Annotated in this window: 16 protein-coding genes; 1 reads left to right on the plus strand and 15 read right to left on the minus strand. The window is 48.1% G+C overall.

Annotation, left to right across the window (positions count from 1 at the left end):
• Positions 1-5: 5 nt before the first annotated feature.
• From AOA56_RS04610 to AOA56_RS04680, 15 genes are all read right to left on the minus strand, one after another.
• Entirely contained in the window at positions 6-1,187 is a 1,182-nt protein-coding gene (locus tag AOA56_RS04610; RefSeq protein WP_024732447.1) for an iron-containing alcohol dehydrogenase, read from the minus strand.
• Between the two features lie 166 nt (positions 1,188-1,353).
• Complete coding sequence (locus tag AOA56_RS04615) at positions 1,354-1,818, minus strand: SIS domain-containing protein (protein WP_024732446.1); 465 nt, start codon at positions 1,816-1,818, stop codon at positions 1,354-1,356.
• A 202-nt stretch (positions 1,819-2,020) separates the two neighbouring features.
• Positions 2,021-3,022: a chitobiase/beta-hexosaminidase C-terminal domain-containing protein gene (locus tag AOA56_RS04620; RefSeq protein ID WP_024732445.1), complete on the minus strand. Its 1,002-nt coding sequence runs from the start codon at positions 3,020-3,022 to the stop codon at positions 2,021-2,023.
• Positions 3,023-3,029: 7 nt separating this feature from the next.
• The gene (gene folD, locus AOA56_RS04625; RefSeq protein ID WP_024732444.1) at positions 3,030-3,881 is read right to left on the minus strand and encodes a bifunctional methylenetetrahydrofolate dehydrogenase/methenyltetrahydrofolate cyclohydrolase FolD; all 852 of its coding nucleotides are present in this window, start codon (positions 3,879-3,881) and stop codon (positions 3,030-3,032) included.
• Positions 3,882-3,894: 13 nt separating this feature from the next.
• Positions 3,895-5,565 carry a formate--tetrahydrofolate ligase gene (locus AOA56_RS04630; RefSeq protein ID WP_024732443.1) on the minus strand — a complete coding sequence of 557 codons (1,671 nt, stop codon included), beginning with the start codon at positions 5,563-5,565 and terminating at the stop codon, positions 3,895-3,897.
• 22 nt (positions 5,566-5,587) lie between these two features.
• Complete coding sequence (locus tag AOA56_RS04635; RefSeq protein ID WP_053769053.1) at positions 5,588-8,128, minus strand: FtsK/SpoIIIE family DNA translocase; 2,541 nt, start codon at positions 8,126-8,128, stop codon at positions 5,588-5,590.
• Positions 8,129-8,217: 89 nt separating this feature from the next.
• Positions 8,218-8,934, minus strand: a complete 717-nt coding sequence (locus AOA56_RS04640; protein ID WP_048621689.1) for a ClpP family protease — start codon at positions 8,932-8,934, stop codon at positions 8,218-8,220.
• A gap of 56 nt (positions 8,935-8,990) precedes the next feature.
• Complete coding sequence (locus tag AOA56_RS04645) at positions 8,991-10,274, minus strand: O-acetylhomoserine aminocarboxypropyltransferase/cysteine synthase family protein (RefSeq protein WP_053769054.1); 1,284 nt, start codon at positions 10,272-10,274, stop codon at positions 8,991-8,993.
• Positions 10,275-10,304: 30 nt separating this feature from the next.
• On the minus strand, positions 10,305-11,075 hold the full coding sequence (locus AOA56_RS04650) for a CFI-box-CTERM domain-containing protein (protein ID WP_024732440.1): 771 nt from the start codon (positions 11,073-11,075) through the stop codon (positions 10,305-10,307).
• Between the two features lie 35 nt (positions 11,076-11,110).
• The gene (locus AOA56_RS04655; protein ID WP_024732439.1) at positions 11,111-11,842 is read right to left on the minus strand and encodes a YebC/PmpR family DNA-binding transcriptional regulator; all 732 of its coding nucleotides are present in this window, start codon (positions 11,840-11,842) and stop codon (positions 11,111-11,113) included.
• Between the two features lie 67 nt (positions 11,843-11,909).
• Positions 11,910-12,731 carry a hemolysin family protein gene (locus AOA56_RS04660; RefSeq protein WP_053769055.1) on the minus strand — a complete coding sequence of 274 codons (822 nt, stop codon included), beginning with the start codon at positions 12,729-12,731 and terminating at the stop codon, positions 11,910-11,912.
• Between the two features lie 11 nt (positions 12,732-12,742).
• On the minus strand, positions 12,743-13,102 hold the full coding sequence (locus AOA56_RS04665) for a type II toxin-antitoxin system PemK/MazF family toxin (RefSeq protein ID WP_270523079.1): 360 nt from the start codon (positions 13,100-13,102) through the stop codon (positions 12,743-12,745).
• A gap of 69 nt (positions 13,103-13,171) precedes the next feature.
• Positions 13,172-14,338, minus strand: coding sequence for an alanine racemase (gene alr / locus AOA56_RS04670; protein WP_024732436.1), 1,167 nt, complete (start codon positions 14,336-14,338; stop codon positions 13,172-13,174).
• Between the two features lie 17 nt (positions 14,339-14,355).
• Positions 14,356-15,867, minus strand: coding sequence for a bifunctional ADP-dependent NAD(P)H-hydrate dehydratase/NAD(P)H-hydrate epimerase (locus tag AOA56_RS04675; RefSeq protein WP_053769056.1), 1,512 nt, complete (start codon positions 15,865-15,867; stop codon positions 14,356-14,358).
• Between the two features lie 95 nt (positions 15,868-15,962).
• A complete protein-coding gene (locus AOA56_RS04680) occupies positions 15,963-16,613 on the minus strand; it encodes a redox-sensing transcriptional repressor Rex (RefSeq protein ID WP_024732434.1) in 651 nt (216 codons plus the stop codon).
• Between the two features lie 146 nt (positions 16,614-16,759).
• Between AOA56_RS04680 and abc-f the strand changes: the two genes are divergently transcribed.
• Positions 16,760-18,688, plus strand: a complete 1,929-nt coding sequence (gene abc-f, locus AOA56_RS04685) for a ribosomal protection-like ABC-F family protein (RefSeq protein WP_053769057.1) — start codon at positions 16,760-16,762, stop codon at positions 18,686-18,688.
• The last annotated feature ends 54 nt before the right edge of the window (positions 18,689-18,742 follow it).

Here is an 18,742-nt window from a genome sequence, read left to right on the forward strand (position 1 = left end):
CCGGTTTAGAAGTCAACTTCTGTTCCGTAATATGTACATGTAAAGAGTTTTTCCATCTCGGCCGGAGTAATGCTTCTCGGATTAGACCCTGTACAGGCATCGCCGACAGCAAGTTTTGCAATATTGGAAATTTTTTCTTTAAATTCCTCTTCGTTGATTCCGAACTCTCTTAATGTCTTAGGAATTCCAAGCTCTACATTAAATGCATCGATCTTTGCAATCAAGCTATTGATAAGCGCTTTCTCAGAAGTTCCCGGAAGTCCCATTCTGCGTGCGATCTCCGCATAACGCTTTGCCGCTACAGGATCTTTTGCATTATACTGAATAACGTACGGAAGGTAGATTGCATTTGCGCATCCGTGTGGAATGTGTCCTGTAGAGAATGCGGCTCCAGTCTTATGAGCCATAGAGTGAACGATACCAAGCAACGCATTGGAAAATGCCATTCCTGCCAGACACTGCGCATAATGCATCTGCTCTCTCGCATCCATATCACAACGGTAAGATGCCGGCAGATAATCAAGTACCATCTCGATTGCCTGAAGTGCAAGCGGATCTGTAAATGGTCCGTTTAATGTGGAAACATAAGCCTCAATCGCATGGGTCAGAGCATCCATTCCTGTGTAAGCAACCTGTTTCACCGGGAGACCTGCTACAAGATCCGGGTCAACAATGGCGATATCCGGTGTGATATTGAAGTCAGCAAGCGGATATTTCACACCTGTCTGATAATTTGTGATAACGGAGAATGCTGTTACTTCCGTCGCTGTTCCGGATGTGGACGGAATCGCCGCAAATTTTGCTTTCTGTCTTAATTCCGGGAAATTAAACGGTGTACAGAGATCCTCAAATGTCGTATCCGGGTACTCATAGAATGCCCACATTGCCTTTGCGGCATCGATCGGGGATCCTCCGCCCATGGAAACGATCCAGTCTGGCTCAAACTCTCTCATAGCCTCAGCACCCTTCATAACTGTCTCGACGGACGGATCCGGCTCTACCCCCTCAAAGAGTTGAACTTCCATACCTGCTTCTTTCAAATAAGAAACCGCCCTGTCCAGGAATCCCTGACGCTTCATGGAGCCGCCTCCGACAACAAGGATTGCTTTCTTTCCTTTCAGGTTTTTCAATTCTTCGAGGCATCCTTTCCCATGGTAAATGTCTCTTGGTAAGCAAAATCTACTCATAGCTCGTCTCTCCTTTTCTACCATTGATATTTTTTTAACTATCGTTAGTATACTCCTGTTTTTTAGTTATTTCAATGCATTTTTCCGGTTTTTAGAATTTTTTATTGAATCACTGATTTAATAAGCTATATCTATGGCAAAAACATCTTAAGATTTAACAAGCAGATTATCTTTCATCCAAAGCTTCAAGCGTATATTCATGCAGTGTTTCCCTTCGGTATTCATCCAGTTGAAGCATCTGAGAATACAACATGTCCACCATAATGAGAATCGGGAACTGTGGAGAAATGGCTTTCCCCTGTTCTAGGTTTTCTTTCAGCGCAAACAGCATGATCTCATCGCAGAATTCCAGAAATTTCTTCCCGGTGTGTGCCGTCATAAGAATTACTTTCGCTCCGCATTTTTTCGCAATCTTCATGGATTCCAGAACCGCTTCGGTCTTCCCGCTGACACTGATCCCGATTACCGCACAGTCTCCATCCAGAAGGACGGAATTCATTTTCATAATATGTTCATCTGTAATAGCCTCAATATTTGCGCCGATCCGCATAAAACGGAACTTCATTTCCATAGCTGCCAGACCGGAACTTCCCTTTCCGTAAACATAGATTCTCTTTTTCTTTGATAACATGTCCACAATAGTGAATAATCCGCGATTGTTTTTTCCAGTGCAGTAAAGGTATCGTAAATTGCTTCAATCTGAGGTATGATATTTCTTTCGTATTCATCCATTGTTTCGTCCCCTTTTAGAGTTTTCCTAAACCGACTGAAGGGAAGACTACAGTCTGAATCGCAGAAATATATTCTGCGATTTTCCTCTTCATGTTCCTGTATCAAGAACGAATCTGATATTTCCTTGTCGTAATCTCACTCTTCTTTCCATTGCCGTCAATCAATACTACATTGAGTTCCGTGTCCTGATAAAGCGGGAAAGCACCGGTATATTTGACCGACTGATCTGACGGTTCGCTTCCATCCGTCGTATAATAAGCCGTATATCCTTCCGGGACCTGTACCTCAACACTGATTGGTTCCTTATACTGACCTGTTGTCGGCGAGACTGCCGGCGCTTCTGCCACAGGGAATCGAATCATATAGGTTTTTTGCACCTCTACACTTTCAATCCCCTTTTTATTGACAAAGATCGCTCTGACGGTTGTCTTTCCTTCCTTATTGATTTGGATCGGCTCCTTATATTCCGTGCCTTCGGTAGTCGCTTTACTTCCGTCCACAGTATAGTAGATCGTGCCGTCCTCCTCGCTTGAGAGAGTGAGTTCCTGCACATTATCGTATTCTTTCTCATCATCCAGACTGAATTCCGGAACTCTGGCGACATAATCCTGAAGTTCTGTCAAAATCTGACCGTTGGTACAGGTACTCATCAGATAGGCGATTTTTTCTGTCTGGTCCGTATCCTCATAGTATTCTACCATAGCTTGATAAACGCCGACACTATCCGGATGGCTATCCACTGCTTCCTGTAACAATGCATCCGCGTCGTCATCCTTGTTCTGGTCGTGATAGAGAGAAGCCAGTCTGAAATAGGCCTCTTTCTTTTCCCCCTTTTTCTCAATCGCTTTTAAATAAAGCGCTTCCGCTTTTGTATCATTCCCGTTTATCTCGGCTCTTTTTCCCCGGTTTACTACACCGGTATATGTATTTCGATAAATCAGAATTCCCGCTCCGACTACCGCCGCAACAATCAGGATCATTCCCAGAATCACAAGCCTACGCAGTCTTCTTTTGCGTCGCATCCGTTCTGCTTTGGCCCGTCTTCTTCTCCTTCTGATCTCTTCCTCTGACAGTCTGTCCCCTGGATTTGTCATTCTTTGCATGGTACCCTTATTCTCTCCTCTTTTTCCGTGCCGCCTCCACACAGTTATTCATCAGCATCGCAATCGTCATCGGCCCTACTCCCCCTGGGACCGGTGTGATAGCCTCTGCCTTTTCTTTCACCTGTTCAAAGTCCACATCTCCGCAGAGTTTTCCGTTTTCATCCCGGTTCATCCCTACATCGATAACAATGGCTCCTTCCTTAACGTCGCAAGCCTTAATTATCTTTGCCTTCCCGACCGCCGCCACAAGAATATCGGCCCTTCTTGTGATCTCTCCTAAATTCTTTGTCCGTGAGTGGGCGATCGTGACCGTCCCATTTTCCTGGAGCAAAAGAAGCGCCATCGGCTTTCCTACATGATTGCTTCTTCCGACTACGACGCACTCCTTGCCTTCGATAGAATAACCGGAACGCCGTATCAGCTCAATCACGCCTGCCGGAGTACAAGAACGGAATCCCTCCGTTCCAAGACAAAGCGCTCCAATACTATCTGCAAGAAATCCGTCCACATCCTTCTTCGGAGAAATCATCGTTGTAATCTTCTCTTCATCGATCTGCCCCGGCAGAGGAAGCTGTACTAAAATCCCGTCTACGTTCTCGTCTTCATTAAGGCTCGTAACAAGCTTTTCCAGCTCCTCCTGCGTCGTATCTTCCGGCAGTTCGTAAGAACGGGATTCGATCCCGACATACTCACATGCCCGTTTTTTGTTCCTTACATAAATGGCAGATGCGCTGTCGTCTCCGACAAGTATGACAGCCAGACACGGTGTAATCCCCTGCGCCTTCATCTCTGTCACTTCCTGCTTTAATTCCTCTTTGATCTTTGTGGAAATTACTTTTCCGTCTATCAATACTGCCATAGTCTGCCTCCTTTTAGAACAGTCCTGTAATCTTTCCGTCATCTGTTACGTCAATATGATTTGCCGCAGGAACTTTTGGAAGTCCCGGCATCGTCATCACTGCGCCTGTCAGCACAACGACAAATCCAGCCCCCGCACTGACATAAACTTCTCTTACATGGATGCGAAATCCTTCCGGACGTCCAAGAAGTGTCTGATCATCGGAGAGGGAGTACTGGGTTTTTGCCATGCAGACCGGCACATTTTTAAATCCAAGCTCTTCGATTTTTGCAAGCTGCTTTAATGCGGCTTTATCATAATCCACGCCGTCCGCACCGTAAATCTCTCTGGCAACCGTCTCGATCTTGTCTTTCAAAGGCAGATCGTCCGGATAGAGCGGATGGAATTGGCTTTCTTTCGTCTCCAGTGTATTTAATACTTTTCTTGCCAGCTCTTCGCCCCCTTCGCCGCCTCGTGCCCAAACATCCGCAATGGCAAATTCACATCCTCTTTCCTCGCAGAATTCTTTGACAAATCCCTTTTCCGCCTCAGTATCCGCAGAAAACGCATTCAGGGTAACAACAACCGGTACGCCGAATTTCTGAAGATTTTCAATGTGTTTTTCCAGATTGACGATTCCCTTTTTCAAAGCCTCCAGATTTTCTTCATTCAACTCATTTTTCGGCACTCCGCCATTGTATTTCAATGCCCGGATCGTGGCAACCAAAACAACAGCGTCCGGCTTTAATCCGCTCATCCGGCACTTGATATCCATAAACTTCTCCGCACCGAGATCAGCGCCGAATCCCGCCTCAGTGATCGTGATATCACTCATCTTGAGCGCCATCTTGGTAGCCTGCACACTGTTACATCCATGAGCAATATTAGCAAATGGTCCGCCGTGTACCAAAGCCGGTGTGTGCTCCAGTGTCTGAATCATATTCGGCTTGATGGCATCCTTTAACAGAGCCGCCATAGCGCCGGTAGCCTGGAGATCATCTGCTGTCACCGGCTTACCGTCAAAAGAATAGGCAACAATGATCTTCCCAAGGCGTCTCTTCAGATCGGAAAGATTGTCCGCCAGACAGAGGATCGCCATAATCTCGGAAGCTACGGTGATCACGAAATGATCTTCCCGTACCATGCCATCCATCTTGTTCCCAAGTCCTACCACAATATTTCTGAGGACACGGTCGTTCATATCTTCACAACGTTTCCAGACGACCTGTCTTGGATCAATACCAAGCTGATTCCCCTGTTGGATGTGATTGTCCAGAAGGGCTGCAAGAAGATTGTTTGCCGATGTGATCGCATGAAAATCTCCTGTAAAATGCAGATTCAGATCTTCCATCGGTACAACCTGGGCGTATCCGCCTCCCGCGGCGCCTCCTTTGATTCCAAAGCAAGGACCAAGAGACGGCTCACGCAGGGCAATCATTGCTTTCTGTCCGATCTTTGCCATTGCCTGTCCAAGTCCTACCGTCACAGTTGTCTTCCCCTCTCCGGCGGGTGTCGGGTTAATCGCTGTCACAAGGACGAGTTTTCCGTTTGGGCGGTCCTTAATCTTGTCCCAGAGCTCAGCAGAGAGCTTTGCCTTGTACTTTCCGTAGAATTCCAGGTCGTCTTCCCCGATTCCGATCGATGCCGCCACATGTTTGATCGGCTCCATTGTCGCTTCCTGTGCAATCTGAATGTCTGTTTTCATTTTCCTTCCTCCGTTTCTTCCCCTAAACATGTTCCTCTATGTACTGGTCAAACTGTTCCTTTGACATCAGAACCTTTCTTGGTTTGGTGCCCTCTTCCTCTCCGACGACGCCTGCTTCATATAGCTGATCCATAATTCTTGCCGCACGGTTGAATCCGATTTTGAACACCCGCTGTAACATCCCGATGGATGCTTTTTCCTTTTCGATGATAAAATATCCCGCATCCTGGAAGTAGACATCCCGTTCTTCTCCCTGGCCACCTGCCCCGGATCCGGCCGCTCCGCTTGAGGCATTTGCCATATGCGTCTGAACCTCCTCATCGTAGGCAGCATTTCCATTATTTGTCAGCAGATAATCCACCACTGCCTGCACTTCCTTATCAGATACAAAGGCTCCCTGGACACGTGCCGGCTTCTGGTAGCCTGCCGGATAGAAGAGCATATCACCCTTTCCCAGGAGCTTTTCTGCTCCATTCATATCGATAATGGTCCGTGAATCTACTCCGGAAGATACAGAGAAAGCAATCCTGGACGGCATGTTGGCTTTAATCAGGCCGGTAATGACATTGACCGACGGCCGTTGAGTCGCAAGCACCAAATGAATCCCTGCAGCACGGGCAAGCTGTGCCAGACGGCAAATGGATTCTTCCACATCCCCTGGAGCCACCATCATCAAGTCCGCAAGCTCGTCTACGATGATGACGATCTGCGGCATCTTCTCCGGCCGCTCCTCCTCGTTGTCAATATCTTTGACACTTTCCACCTTTGCATTGAAACCATCCATATCACGCACCTTGTACTGCTCAAAGAGCTGGTAACGCTTCATCATTTCGGCCACCGCCCAGTTCAAGGCGCCCGCCGCCTTCTTCGGATCCGTCACAACCGGAATTAATAAATGCGGAATCCCATTATAAACGCTTAACTCCACCACCTTTGGGTCAATCATAATCAGCTTCACTTCCTGCGGGGAAGCCTTATATAAGATACTCATAATCAAAGTATTGATACAGACGGACTTCCCTGATCCCGTCGCGCCCGCAACGAGAAGATGCGGCATCTTGGCAATATCTGACACTACCGTCCGTCCGCTGATATCTTTTCCGACAGCAAAGCTGATCTTGGATTTTGCGGCTTTGAACTCCTCACTCTCCAGAAGATCCCGAAGCTGTACGGTGGAATTGCCCTTATTCGGCACCTCAATACCGACCGCTGCTTTCCCCGGAATCGGTGCCTCAATCCGGATATCCGCCGCTGCAAGATTGAGCTTTAAATCATCGGCAAGACCTACGATCTTGCTGACCTTTACTCCCATCTCCGGCTGAACTTCATACCGGGTCACCGCAGGGCCGCAACTCACATTCGTCACGGTCACATTGACACCGAATGTCTTTAATGTCTGCTGTAGCTTAGCTGCCGTCTCTCTCAAATGCGCGTCGGAATCGCCTGTCCCCTTCTTTCCATGGGTCAGCAGGCTGATCGGAGGCGCATGATATACAGAGACTGGCTTTGCGATGGATTTCTCAATCTCAGCGGTTACATGCTCTCTTGCCGCTGCCTCCTGCTCCTTATTCTCAGCTTTTACTCTGGTCCTGATCTTTGCCTCTTCCTTTGGATTCACAGCCTCTTTAAAAGCACTGATTCCCTCTTCCGGAAACTCAGAGAGATCCGGAACAGCCTCAAACGCCTCCGTCAGAACCGGTTCCCCCGGTTCTTCATAGGAGGATGCTCTTGTAATCGTAAGCTCTCCGGCCGGAGCTTCTTCCTGGGTCTTTGGTGCCGCCTGTTGTTCCGTCTCCTTTGCCCTCTTTTCTGCTTTCTTTTTCAGGCTTTTTTCTTCCGTCACAACAAGCTCCTGGATCTCCGGACTGCGTCCCTCCAAAGTCGTATCAAAAGAAACTCCCGCCACCTTATGCTCCTGCCGCTTGGCTTCTTTGACCTTTTTCTTCTCCTCACGCTGTACTTTTCGGTGCTCCCTGCCAGTCTTTGCCTTACTTTGAAGCGTTCGTCCGGCGTTCTGCACACTTTTTAAAAGCGAACGCTGTGTAATCAGAATCAAACAGATCATCATCAAAATCACAATAATCACATACGAGCCGACTACGCCCAGCGCCGGGACCGTTAAATGCGCCATCTTCTCGCCAATACTGCCTCCCGCCCGGTTGACAAGCTCCAAAAAGGCACAAATCAAGGCTACAAGAACTACCGCGGCGCCAAGCTTCGTGTATGCTTTATGATTCCCCCGATTGGATAGGAAAAATGTGACGCCTGCAAAAAGCAGGAATGGGAACAAATACGTCATCTGTCCGAAAAGTCCCTCCATAAAGTCCGAAATCACTCTTCCTGCTGCTCCCGCAAGTCCAAAATTACTAATCAAAAGAATGATCGAGACCGCCAAAGATACCAGGATTACAATCTCCTCTCTGACGATCGTCTCCCGCTCCATCTGAGCTTTCGTCGCTCTTGTAGAACGGCTGGATTTGGACCGGGTGGATCTGGTAGTCTTTCGCCCTGCTTTCTTTGCTGTTGTACTTTTTTTCTTCTTCTGTGGCGTATTCTGGGCCATGAAATATCCCCCTTATTACTTTCCCGCTTCAGACGGGCCTTTCCCATTTTCACTATATTTCATTATAGCATTTTTAAAATATGCTGTCATTATCTATTTTTGTGCTCTCGTTCCCCGATTTCCTTCTGATTCCGCCGTTCATCAATCAGGGAGTAAATCTTTTCAAAGGCCTCGTGGATCCCTCCCACTTCGTCGATGATCCCCTCCCGGACCGCATCCTCACCCTCTAAAAGCGTCCCTACATCTTTGACAAGCTGAGACGAATCCAGCATCAGCTCTTCCAGACGCTCTTTAGTAATTCGTGAATGACTGGAAATAAACTTGGTAATCCGATCCTGTGTACGCTCCATATTCCGGTAACTTTGGATCACCCCGATAAACATCCCGTTGGAACGTACCGGGTGTACAATCATAGTTCCGCTCGGCACAATAAACGAATAGTCCGAAGAAACAGCAAGCGGCCCTCCAATGGAATGGCTTCCTCCAAGGACAAGAGATACGGTCGGCTTGCTTAACGAAGCGATCATCTCGGCAATGGCAAGTCCTGCCTCCACATCTCCACCTAAAGTATTGAGCAGAATCAATACTCCCTCGATCTCATCACTGGATTCGATCTCGGCAAGTTTCGGGAGCAGATGCTCGTATTTGGTTGCTTTCGTACTGCCAGAGACTGCTTCATGCCCTTCGATCTCCCCGATAATAGTCAACAGATAGACCTTATAGTCCCCGTGCTTTGTCTCCAGCTCCAGACTCCCCGTCTCCTTGATCTGCTCTGTTTCTTTCTCTTGTTTTTCCTGATTTCCCATAAAAAACACCTCCACATTTTTTGCTTAGTATGCGGAGGTATTTTTCTAAATATGCATTATACGAGGGCAAGTGCCTGTTCCAGATCCGCGATGATATCGTCTGCATTCTCAATTCCAACGCTAAAACGGATCAGATCCGGCTGCACTCCTGCTTCCAGGAGCTCCTGATCGTTCATCTGACGGTGCGTATGGCTCGCTGGATGAAGGACACAGGTTCTAGCATCTGATACGTGGGTCACGATTGCTGCCAGCTTCAGACTGTCCATCATTTTGACAGCGACATCTCTTCCACCCTTTAATCCGAAAGTGATGACACCGCAGGTGCCGTTTGGCATGTACTTCGCTGCCAGATCATGGTATTTATCCCCTTCCAACATAGCACAATTCACCCAGGCAACCTTTTTATGTCCTTTCAAATAGGAAGCCACCTTCTTTGCATTCTCACAGTGCCGCGACACACGAAGATGCAACGTCTCAAGGCCTACATTCAAAAGGAATGCATTCTGCGGCGCCTGGATGGAGCCCAGATCCCGCATGAGCTGTGCAGTCGCCTTGGTAATGTAAGCACCTTTTCCAAATTTACGGGTATATACAATACCGTGGTAAGTCTCGTCTGGTTTGGTAAGCCCCGGGAATTTTTCGGCGTGGGCTTCCCAGTCAAAGTTTCCACTGTCCACGATCGCTCCGCCGACTGTCATGGCATGTCCATCCATATATTTCGTCGTAGAATGAGTCACAATATCAGCGCCCCACTCAAACGGGCGGCAGTTGATTGGTGTGGCAAAGGTATTATCTACAATCAACGGCACACCATGTTCGTGCGCTACCCTCGCAAATTTCTCAATATCAAGCACGGTAAGCGCCGGATTGGCAATTGTCTCCCCGACAACAGCTTTCGTATTGTCACGAAATGCCGCATTTAACTCCTCTTCTGTGCAATCCGGATCCACGAATGTAGCCTCTACACCCATTTTACGGATCGTGTGGGCATACAGATTATAGGTGCCGCCGTAAAGAGCGGAAGAACATACGATATGATCTCCTTCCTCGGCAATATTCATCACCGCATAGAAATTGGCAGCCTGTCCGGAAGATGTCAGCATGGCCGCATAGCCTCCCTCCAGGTCGCAAATCTTCTCTGCTACCGCATCATTGGTCGGATTCTGGAGTCTCGTATAGAAATATCCACTGTCCTCCAGGTCAAACAATCGTCCCATCTGTTCGCTTGTGTCATACTTAAACGTCGTACTCTGGTAGATCGGAAGAATCCTCGGCTCTCCTTTTTTTGGTTTCCAGCCTGACTGGATGCATTTGGTTTCAATGTTAAACTGTTCATTCATATCCTTGTTCCTCCTGTTTTTCTCTGCGGATCAGGAGAACAGATAGTCCTGCTCCAGATCCTGAATCATATTTGTATATACGGTTCTACACGCCGCAAGCTCTCCTGCCTCGATCAGATGGATGCATGGATTCAGATACTCTTCCCAGATCTTTTGGTAGATAACGTCGGCTTCTGCCATTCGTTCGATCCGTTTTACAATCGTCGGCGCAATATTATAGTATTCCCGGATGGTCTCCTTTCCCCCCTCGGAGGAAACAAGATACCTGTCCCGGTACTCTCTGAGCAATTTGAGCTCGTAGCACTCATCCGGCTTCTGTAAGGACCGGCAAACCGCGGTCGTCACATAGCAAAGACGCTTACGGAATCCCCCGTTGATCTCCTCAAAGGTAGATTTACCCACTTTCATCGTCACCGTATCAATCCGGTTCCAGGAGGAAATCATCTCGTCCGCCACCGCCTCCAGCTCGGGATCCCGGCTGTAGAGCAGCAATGGAATAAAAAATGTCACCAATGCCAGATTGTAATCCAAGATCCGATTTTCTCTCTTCCTCTTGTCCGAAAGCTTATGAAGCTGCTCGCTTGCATACTCCGGAACCTCTGTTCCAAGAACCTGAATGAGCTGCTTTCTCCTTCCTTCGTCCTTCTCCCGGATCTCTTTTAACATCCTGGCAAGCTCCGGGCGTCTTCTCTCAAAAAAACCACGGAAAGTCGGCTCATATGTAGCCTTTTTAAACTGTGAGGAAAGCTCTATCGCTTCTTCAAACATGGATATCATCTGTTTTTCTGGTCCTGTCTGCATAAGACGGCCTCCCTTACTGCGAATTCCGGCCTTCTCTACTCTTCCCAGTTATGATATACTTCCTGCACATCATCGTCGTCGTCAAGAAGGTCCAGTGTCTTCTGGATATTTTTGATATCTGTCTCATCTGTCAGCTCTACATACGTCTGCGGAATCATAGTGACCGAAGCCTCCATCATCGGAATTCCTGCCTCCTCAAGCTTTTCGCGGACTTCAGAGAAGCTATCCGGATCAGTAATGATCTCAAAGCTGTCCTCCTCTTCCGCAAAATCCTCTGCACCTGCGTCAAGAGCCAGCATCATCAGTTCGTCCGCATCCATTTCAAACTCTTCCCGGTCAATGAGGATCTGTCCTTTCTTATCAAACATAAAGGATACGCATCCCGGTGTCCCGATATTGCCGTTTCCCTTTGTAAAGGCACTCCTTACATTGGAAGCAGTACGGTTCTTATTGTCCGTCAGAGCCTCCACGATAATCGCGGTACCGTTCGGCCCATATCCTTCATATACAACTCTCTCGTAATTGTTGGCGTCCATGTCTCCAGCCGCCTTTTTGATACTCCGCTCAATGTTGTCGTTCGGCATATTGTTTACTTTTGCCTTTGCGATCACGTCACGGAGTCGGCTGTTGTTCGCCGGGTCCGCTCCGCCGCCTTCCTTGACAGCTACCGCAATTTCACGGCCGATCTTTGTAAAAATCTTTCCCTTTGCCGCATCGTTTTTTTCCTTTTTATGTTTAATATTCGCGAACTTGGAATGTCCTGACATTTCTTTCTACCTCTCTTCGTATGTAATCTCTCTTCCTTTTTCAGGAAAACTCATGTTCTTCATTTTATCATTCTTTCGTTTCTGTGGCAAGTTCCGTTTTGGTGATCTTCACCTTCCGGATGATATTGTTTATTACCTGCTGGATTTCAAAAAGATACCCCTCATAGAAAACACTGCACTCTTCCTTCTCCGCTGGAATCCGCTCAAGCTTCACAATTAGGAAACCATTGAGTGTCTCATACTCATTGTCCTCATCCTCATCTTGAAAGACGATGCCAAGGACGTCTGAAAGCTCCGTCAGGCCGCAAAGGCCGTCAACCAGGTAAGAGCCCTCCTCGCTCTTGCGGATCATCTCTTCCTCCTCGTCATACTCATCCCGGATATTTCCCATGATCTCCTCAATAATATCTTCCATCGCCACCAGTCCGGAAGTCTGTCCGTACTCATCGATCACCACACAAAGATGGCTCTGGTTGGCTTTCATCTGCATAAAAAGTCGGCTGATCTTTCTCGTCTCCGGAATAAAGCCCACAGGCATAAGTGCGTCCCCGATCTCCTTTAACTTTTTCCCCCGCATGTCCGGATCCAGATAAAACTTCATAATATCCCGGATATGTACAATCCCCAGGATATTATCGATTTCCTCCTCGTAGACCGGGAACCGGGAGTTCTTTGCTTTGGAGGCAAAGGCCGCCGCTTCCTCCAGCGTATCGTCACAGTTTAATGCCACAATATTTTTCCGGTGGGTCATAACATCTTTTGCGTCCTGATCCATGAAAGAAAACACGTTGCGGATCATTCTGTATTCCATCTCTCGGATACTTCCGTCTTGTTCGCCCTCCTTGAGAGCTCCCAGAACCTCTTTTCTGATTGTGTCCCTTTGGTCCATATCTTCTCCTTTTATGTAGAAAGTGCGATACTGATTCTCAGGGCCTCGTCAACCTTCTGCATGATTTCCTGATCCAGATGGCATACACTTTCTTTCAATCTCTGCTTGTCGATTGTCCGGATCTGCTCCAGAAGGACAACCGAATTTTTTACGACACCATACCTTCTCGCGTCAATCTCCACATGCGTCGGAAGTTTCGACTTGTGCATTCTCGAAGTAATAGCCGCACATATCACGGTCGGGCTGTGTCTGTTCCCCATTTCATTTTGTATCACAAGCACCGGACGAACGCCCCCCTGTTCGGAACCGACGACCGGGCTTAAATCCGCATAAAAAATGTCTCCTCTATGAACCTGCTGCACTTTCTTCACACTCCATTTTCTAAGATATAATGAGTATTTCCATCTTTCCTTTGAAGTATTCCAAAAGCCGTGGGTCTTTTATGCGAAATAGTCGACCTGCTCGATGACTTCTCCATCTTTTACATATTCTCTCGGAATCCTCTTGTCGAGGTCACAGAGAAATTCATAATTAAATCTTCCGGACAGGGCGCTTAAGTCATCCACGGTGATTTCTTCCCGGCCGCTTTTTCCTACCAGCACCACTTCATCCATAAATGCTGCCTCGTCGATCTCCGTCACATCCACCATCATTTGATCCATGCAGACTCTGCCGATAATCGGGGCCCGTTTCCCGCGGATCAGCACATACCCCTTATTGGAGAGGCTTCTCGGATAGCCGTCCGCATAGCCGACCGGAATGGTAGCCACACGTGTTTTCTTCTCGGCACGGAAACATCCTCCGTAACTGACAACCGCCCCTGGCTCGATCCACTTTGTATGAACGATACTGCTCACTAAAGAAAGTACCGGCTTTAATGCGAGATCACGCTTTCTCACCTCATCGGAAGGATAAAGCCCGTAGAGTGCGATGCCCGCACGCACGAGATCCAGATTGGCCTCAGGGTGGTCGATGATAGCCGCGCTGTTAGAGCAATGCCGGTACTGTGGCTCAATCCCCCGTTCTTTCAGCTTCCTCGTCATAAAAAGATACTCTTCCATCTGTCGGTTGGTAAACGTCTTATCCATCTCGTCCGCTTTGGCAAAATGGGTAAAGAGTCCTTCCATCCGGATTCCCGGCAGATAAAAGATCCTTTCAATTTCATCGATAGATTCCTCCCCCGTCTGAAATCCCAGTCTGGACATCCCGGTATCGAGCTTCACATGAATCCATGCCGGTTTTTTCAGCTTTCCTGCAAGCTTTGAAACTGCGTTTGCCGACTGTTCTGTGTAGATCGTCATACGGATCTCGTGGCGGATGGCCTCCTCGTACTGCTCCGGAAATGTACATCCAAGCACCAATATCGGCTTTTGCACTCCAGCTTTTCTCAAAAGCACCGCCTCATCAAGCGTTGCGGTGGCATAACCCCATACACAGTCCAATCTTTCCGTCTCTTTAGCAATTCTTGTGGCGCCATGTCCGTATCCGTCTGCCTTCACCACCAGAATCATGTTCGTGTCCGGTGAAATATGATGCCTCATCTGCTCTATATTGTATGTAATATGATTCAAATTAATTTTCGCGCACACTCTGCTGTAAGTTTTCATTTTGTAAGAACCTTTCCTCAATGGATTTCCCGCAGCACAATCGGTATCATTTCAATCAGATCTGTCGCAAGTACGCTGTGAGCCCCATAGCGGTCTCTTGCTTCATCCCCGCACAGTCCATGGACAAACACGCCAAATGCCGCCGCCTCAAACCGCTCCATACCAAGCGCAAGGCATCCCGTGATCATTCCTGCGAGAACATCCCCGGATCCGGCTTTGGCCATGGCGGAATTTCCGGACAGATTCAAATACGGAATCTTCCCCTTTCCTGCTACTACGGTTCTGGCATCTTTTGCTGCTAATATTATATTATAGGTTTTGGCATACTGTTGTGCAAGTCCCATCCTGCTTTTTTTCGTTTCCTCTGTCGTTTTTCCAAGAAGTCTGGCGAATTCTTTCACATGAGGAGTGAAAATCAAGCGGCTCCCCGCACCGGAAAGCAACATTTCCCTCTTTTTTTGTTCCATTCCCGCAATATTGTTCAAGGCGTCCGCATCAAGGACGCATGGCTTCTCATGGTTTTCCAGATAGATAAGCAATGTCTCCAGGACTTCTTTGGTCCGCTCATCCATCCCCAGACCGCATCCGGCACAAATAACGTCAGCCCAGTCAAGCAACGTTTCCATCTGTCTGGAAATCTCTTCCTTGTAAGGCGTGACGATGACTTCTGGCAGCTTCGCCTGTAATACTGCCTGGTTACACCTCGGCGTCAGGATCCTCACCACTCCGCTTCCCATCCGATAAGCTGCGCTTGCTGAGAGAATTGCCGCTCCCGCCATTCCTTCGCTTCCTGTAATCATCAAGACTCTTCCGTACGTTCCTTTGTGGGCATCTGCGCCCCGCTTGGGGCAGAGCGTTTTGATATCCTCCCGTTCATAGGAAAGATACCGCGGTCCTTCCACGCCGCCCCGCAAATAGATGCCGATATCCCTGACTTGCACGTTTCCTGCATAAAGCGCGCCTGGGAACAGTGCCATCCCCGTCTTCAGATAAGCAAATGTCACCGTCAGATCTGCCTGGAACGCCGTCCCAAGCACCTCCCCCGTCGAAGAATCAATACCGGACGGAATGTCCACCGCCACTTTGGCTGCTTCCATCTCATTCATCCGCTCCAGGATCCCGGCATACCGTCCTTCCACCTTTCGGGAAAGACCGATTCCAAACAGGGCGTCAAATACTGCCGTGTAGCTTTCCTGTGGAATTTCCCGTTCCACAGTTCCTCCGATTGCCTGAAAGATGCGGATCTGTTCCTTTGCCTCCTCTGTGCAATGATCCGGATTGCCTGCGAGCACCACCGTCACCTTTGCCCCTTTCTCCAACAGGAGACGTCCTACCGCAATCCCATCTCCGCCGTTATTTCCACTGCCACACACAATTAGGCTTCTGGTGATATCAATCTTTTCCTTTTTGACCGTTTCTACCACCTGCAAGGCCGCCCGCTCCATCAGTACAAGGGACGGGATCCCGATGGTCTCAATCGTGTAATGGTCTGCCGCTTTCATTGTCCTGCCGTCTATAATATAGTTCATCCTTATCGCTCCTTCCTTTAAGTTCTGGTATCCGGACAGAAAAAAGGACGTGGAATCCCGCAGCTTACTACAACTCTCTCACGTCCTTCTTGCTCTTATTTTTTCTTCTGATGCTTCTCCTCATAGCGGAGTACATTGTAGGAGAGTCTCATCAGACTCTCGGAAAGATGTACGTTTTCCACGACAATATGCTCCGGGAGATTCAGATCCGTATGGGCGAAATTCCAAATTGCCCGGATACCGTTTTCCACCAACATATTTGCCACAGCAACCGCCTTTGTCTTCGGTATAGTCAGGATTGCGATCTCAATATCATTATTTCGGATAAAGCTCTTCAGCTCGTCCATCATGCGGATCTCAATCCCTCTTACCGTCACACCGGCCAGCGTCGGATTGACATCAAACAGTCCTTTCAGCATAAACCCGCTGCGCTCGAAAGCAGTATAGTTTGCCAAGGCCTGTCCCAGATTCCCCGCTCCGATGATAATCATATTGTGCTCTCTGTCCAGTCCCAGAATCTTTCCTATCTCCGAATGTAAATACTTCACATTGTATCCATACCCCTGCTGCCCGAAACCGCCGAAATTATTCAAATCCTGACGAATCTGGGAAGCGGTGACTTTCATGCGCTTGCTCAAGTCGTTGGAGGAAATGCGCTCTACACCGTCTTCCAGTAACTCTCCTAAGTATCTGTAGTATCGAGGCAGTCTTCGGATGACTGCCTGAGAAATTCCTTTTCCTTCCACTTCCTGCACCTTCCTGTTCTTCTCAATATCCTTATTATATGTAAAACCTGATATAAAGTCAAACTTTTCATGGGATTTTATGTTGTATTTTGTATAAATTCCGTTATAATGAATACGGAACTTTTGATTTATCAAAGGAGGATTTTATGATACTTGCATGTCACAATCTGGAAAAATCATTTGGAGACCAGGTCATTGTACGACATGGCTCTTTTCATATAGAAGACCACGAAAAAGCGGCGCTGATAGGGTTAAACGGCGCCGGAAAATCAACAATCTTAAAGATGATCACCGGGGAGCTTCCATCCGATTCCGGTGAGATTATTCTTGCAAAAGGAAAGCAGATTGGCTATCTTTCTCAGCACCCGATGACAGACAGTACCCGGACTATCTATGAGGAACTCCGCACATCCAGACAGTATCTTGTGGATCTGGAAAACCAGATCCGAAAGACAGAGGCGGAACTTGAGTCTTTAAGCGGTGACGCTCTGACAGAAAAGCTCTCCTCTTATCACAAGATGACGTCCCGGTTTGAACGAGAAAACGGATATGCTTATGAAAGCGAAATCACCGGATTGTTAAAGGGGCTCGGCTTTACAGAGGAAGAATTTTTAAAGCCGGTCTCCTCCCTTTCCGGGGGCCAGAGAACCCGTGTCTCACTTGGCAAACTTCTTCTGACAAAGCCGGATATCCTTCTTCTTGACGAGCCCACCAACCACCTGGACTTAAACTCTATCACCTGGCTTGAGACTTATCTCCTGAACTATCCGGGCGCCGTTCTGATCGTCTCCCACGACCGATATTTCTTAAATCGGGTCGTTACAAAGATTATCGAGATCGAGGCCGGAACCCTTACCATGTATCTTGGCAATTATCAGGATTTCGCCCAGAAAAAGCAGATGTTACGGGATGCAAGACTGAAAGAATATCTCAATCAGCAGCAGGAAATCCGCCACCAGGAGGCCGTGATTGAAAAGCTCCGCTCTTTTAACCGGGAAAAATCCATTAAAAGGGCGGAAAGCCGGGAAAAGATGCTTGCAAAAATCGACCGGATCGAAAAACCGATGGAACTGAAAACCGATATGCACTTAAAGCTGGAGCCCTCCATCATCAGTGGCAATGACGTCCTAAGTGTCAGCCATCTAAGCAAATCCTTTCCGGAACAGACACTCTTTGAAGATATCAGCTTTGAACTCAAACGTGGAGAACATGTTGCCATCATCGGAGATAACGGCACCGGTAAGACAACGCTTTTAAAAATCTTAAATGAAGTACTGCCTGCAGACAGCGGGACGTTTACCCTTGGTTCTAACGTTACGGTAGGCTATTATGATCAGGAGCACCATGTCCTGCACATGGACAAGACGGTGTTCGATGAGATCTCGGATGATTATCCTCATCTTACCAACACCCAAATCCGCAATATGCTGGCCGCATTTCTTTTTACCGGTGACGACGTCTACAAACTGATCGGGGATTTAAGCGGTGGAGAGAGGGGCAGGGTCTCCCTGGCAAAGCTCATGCTTTCTGAAGCAAATTTTCTCATCCTCGACGAGCCGACCAACCACCTGGACATGGCGTCCAAGGAGATTCTGGAACACGCGCTGAACGATTACACCGGGACTGTGCTCTATGTCTCCCACGACCGGTACTTCATTAATAGGACTGCCACACGAATCCTGGAGCTGGTCAATCAGAAGTTCGTCAACTACATTGGAAACTATGATTACTATCTGGAGAAAAAAGAGGAGCTTACAGCCGTCTACGCTGCTCCTGCCCCGGAGGCCACGGCCGAAAAGGAAACTCCTTTATCCTCCGGGAAACTGGACTGGAAAGCCCAGAAGGAGGCACAGGCAAGAGAACGGAAACGACAGAATGATCTGCGGCGTACAGAGGAAACGATCGAAAAGCTGGAAGGACGAAGCGAGGAGATCGATCATCTGATGACCCGGGAAGATGTCTACTCCAATTCCGTCCGCTGCCAGGAGCTCGCAAAAGAAAAAGATGAAATTACAGCAAGACTGGAGACTCTTTATGAGCAGTGGGAAACACTCGCCGAGGATCCGGAAAATTGATAAACAAACATAGAAACGTAGCTAAGGCGGGGCCAATTTGATCCCGCCTGTTTT

This window comes from Sellimonas intestinalis (assembly GCF_001280875.1).
Classification (GTDB): Bacteria; Bacillota; Clostridia; order Lachnospirales; family Lachnospiraceae; genus Sellimonas; species Sellimonas intestinalis.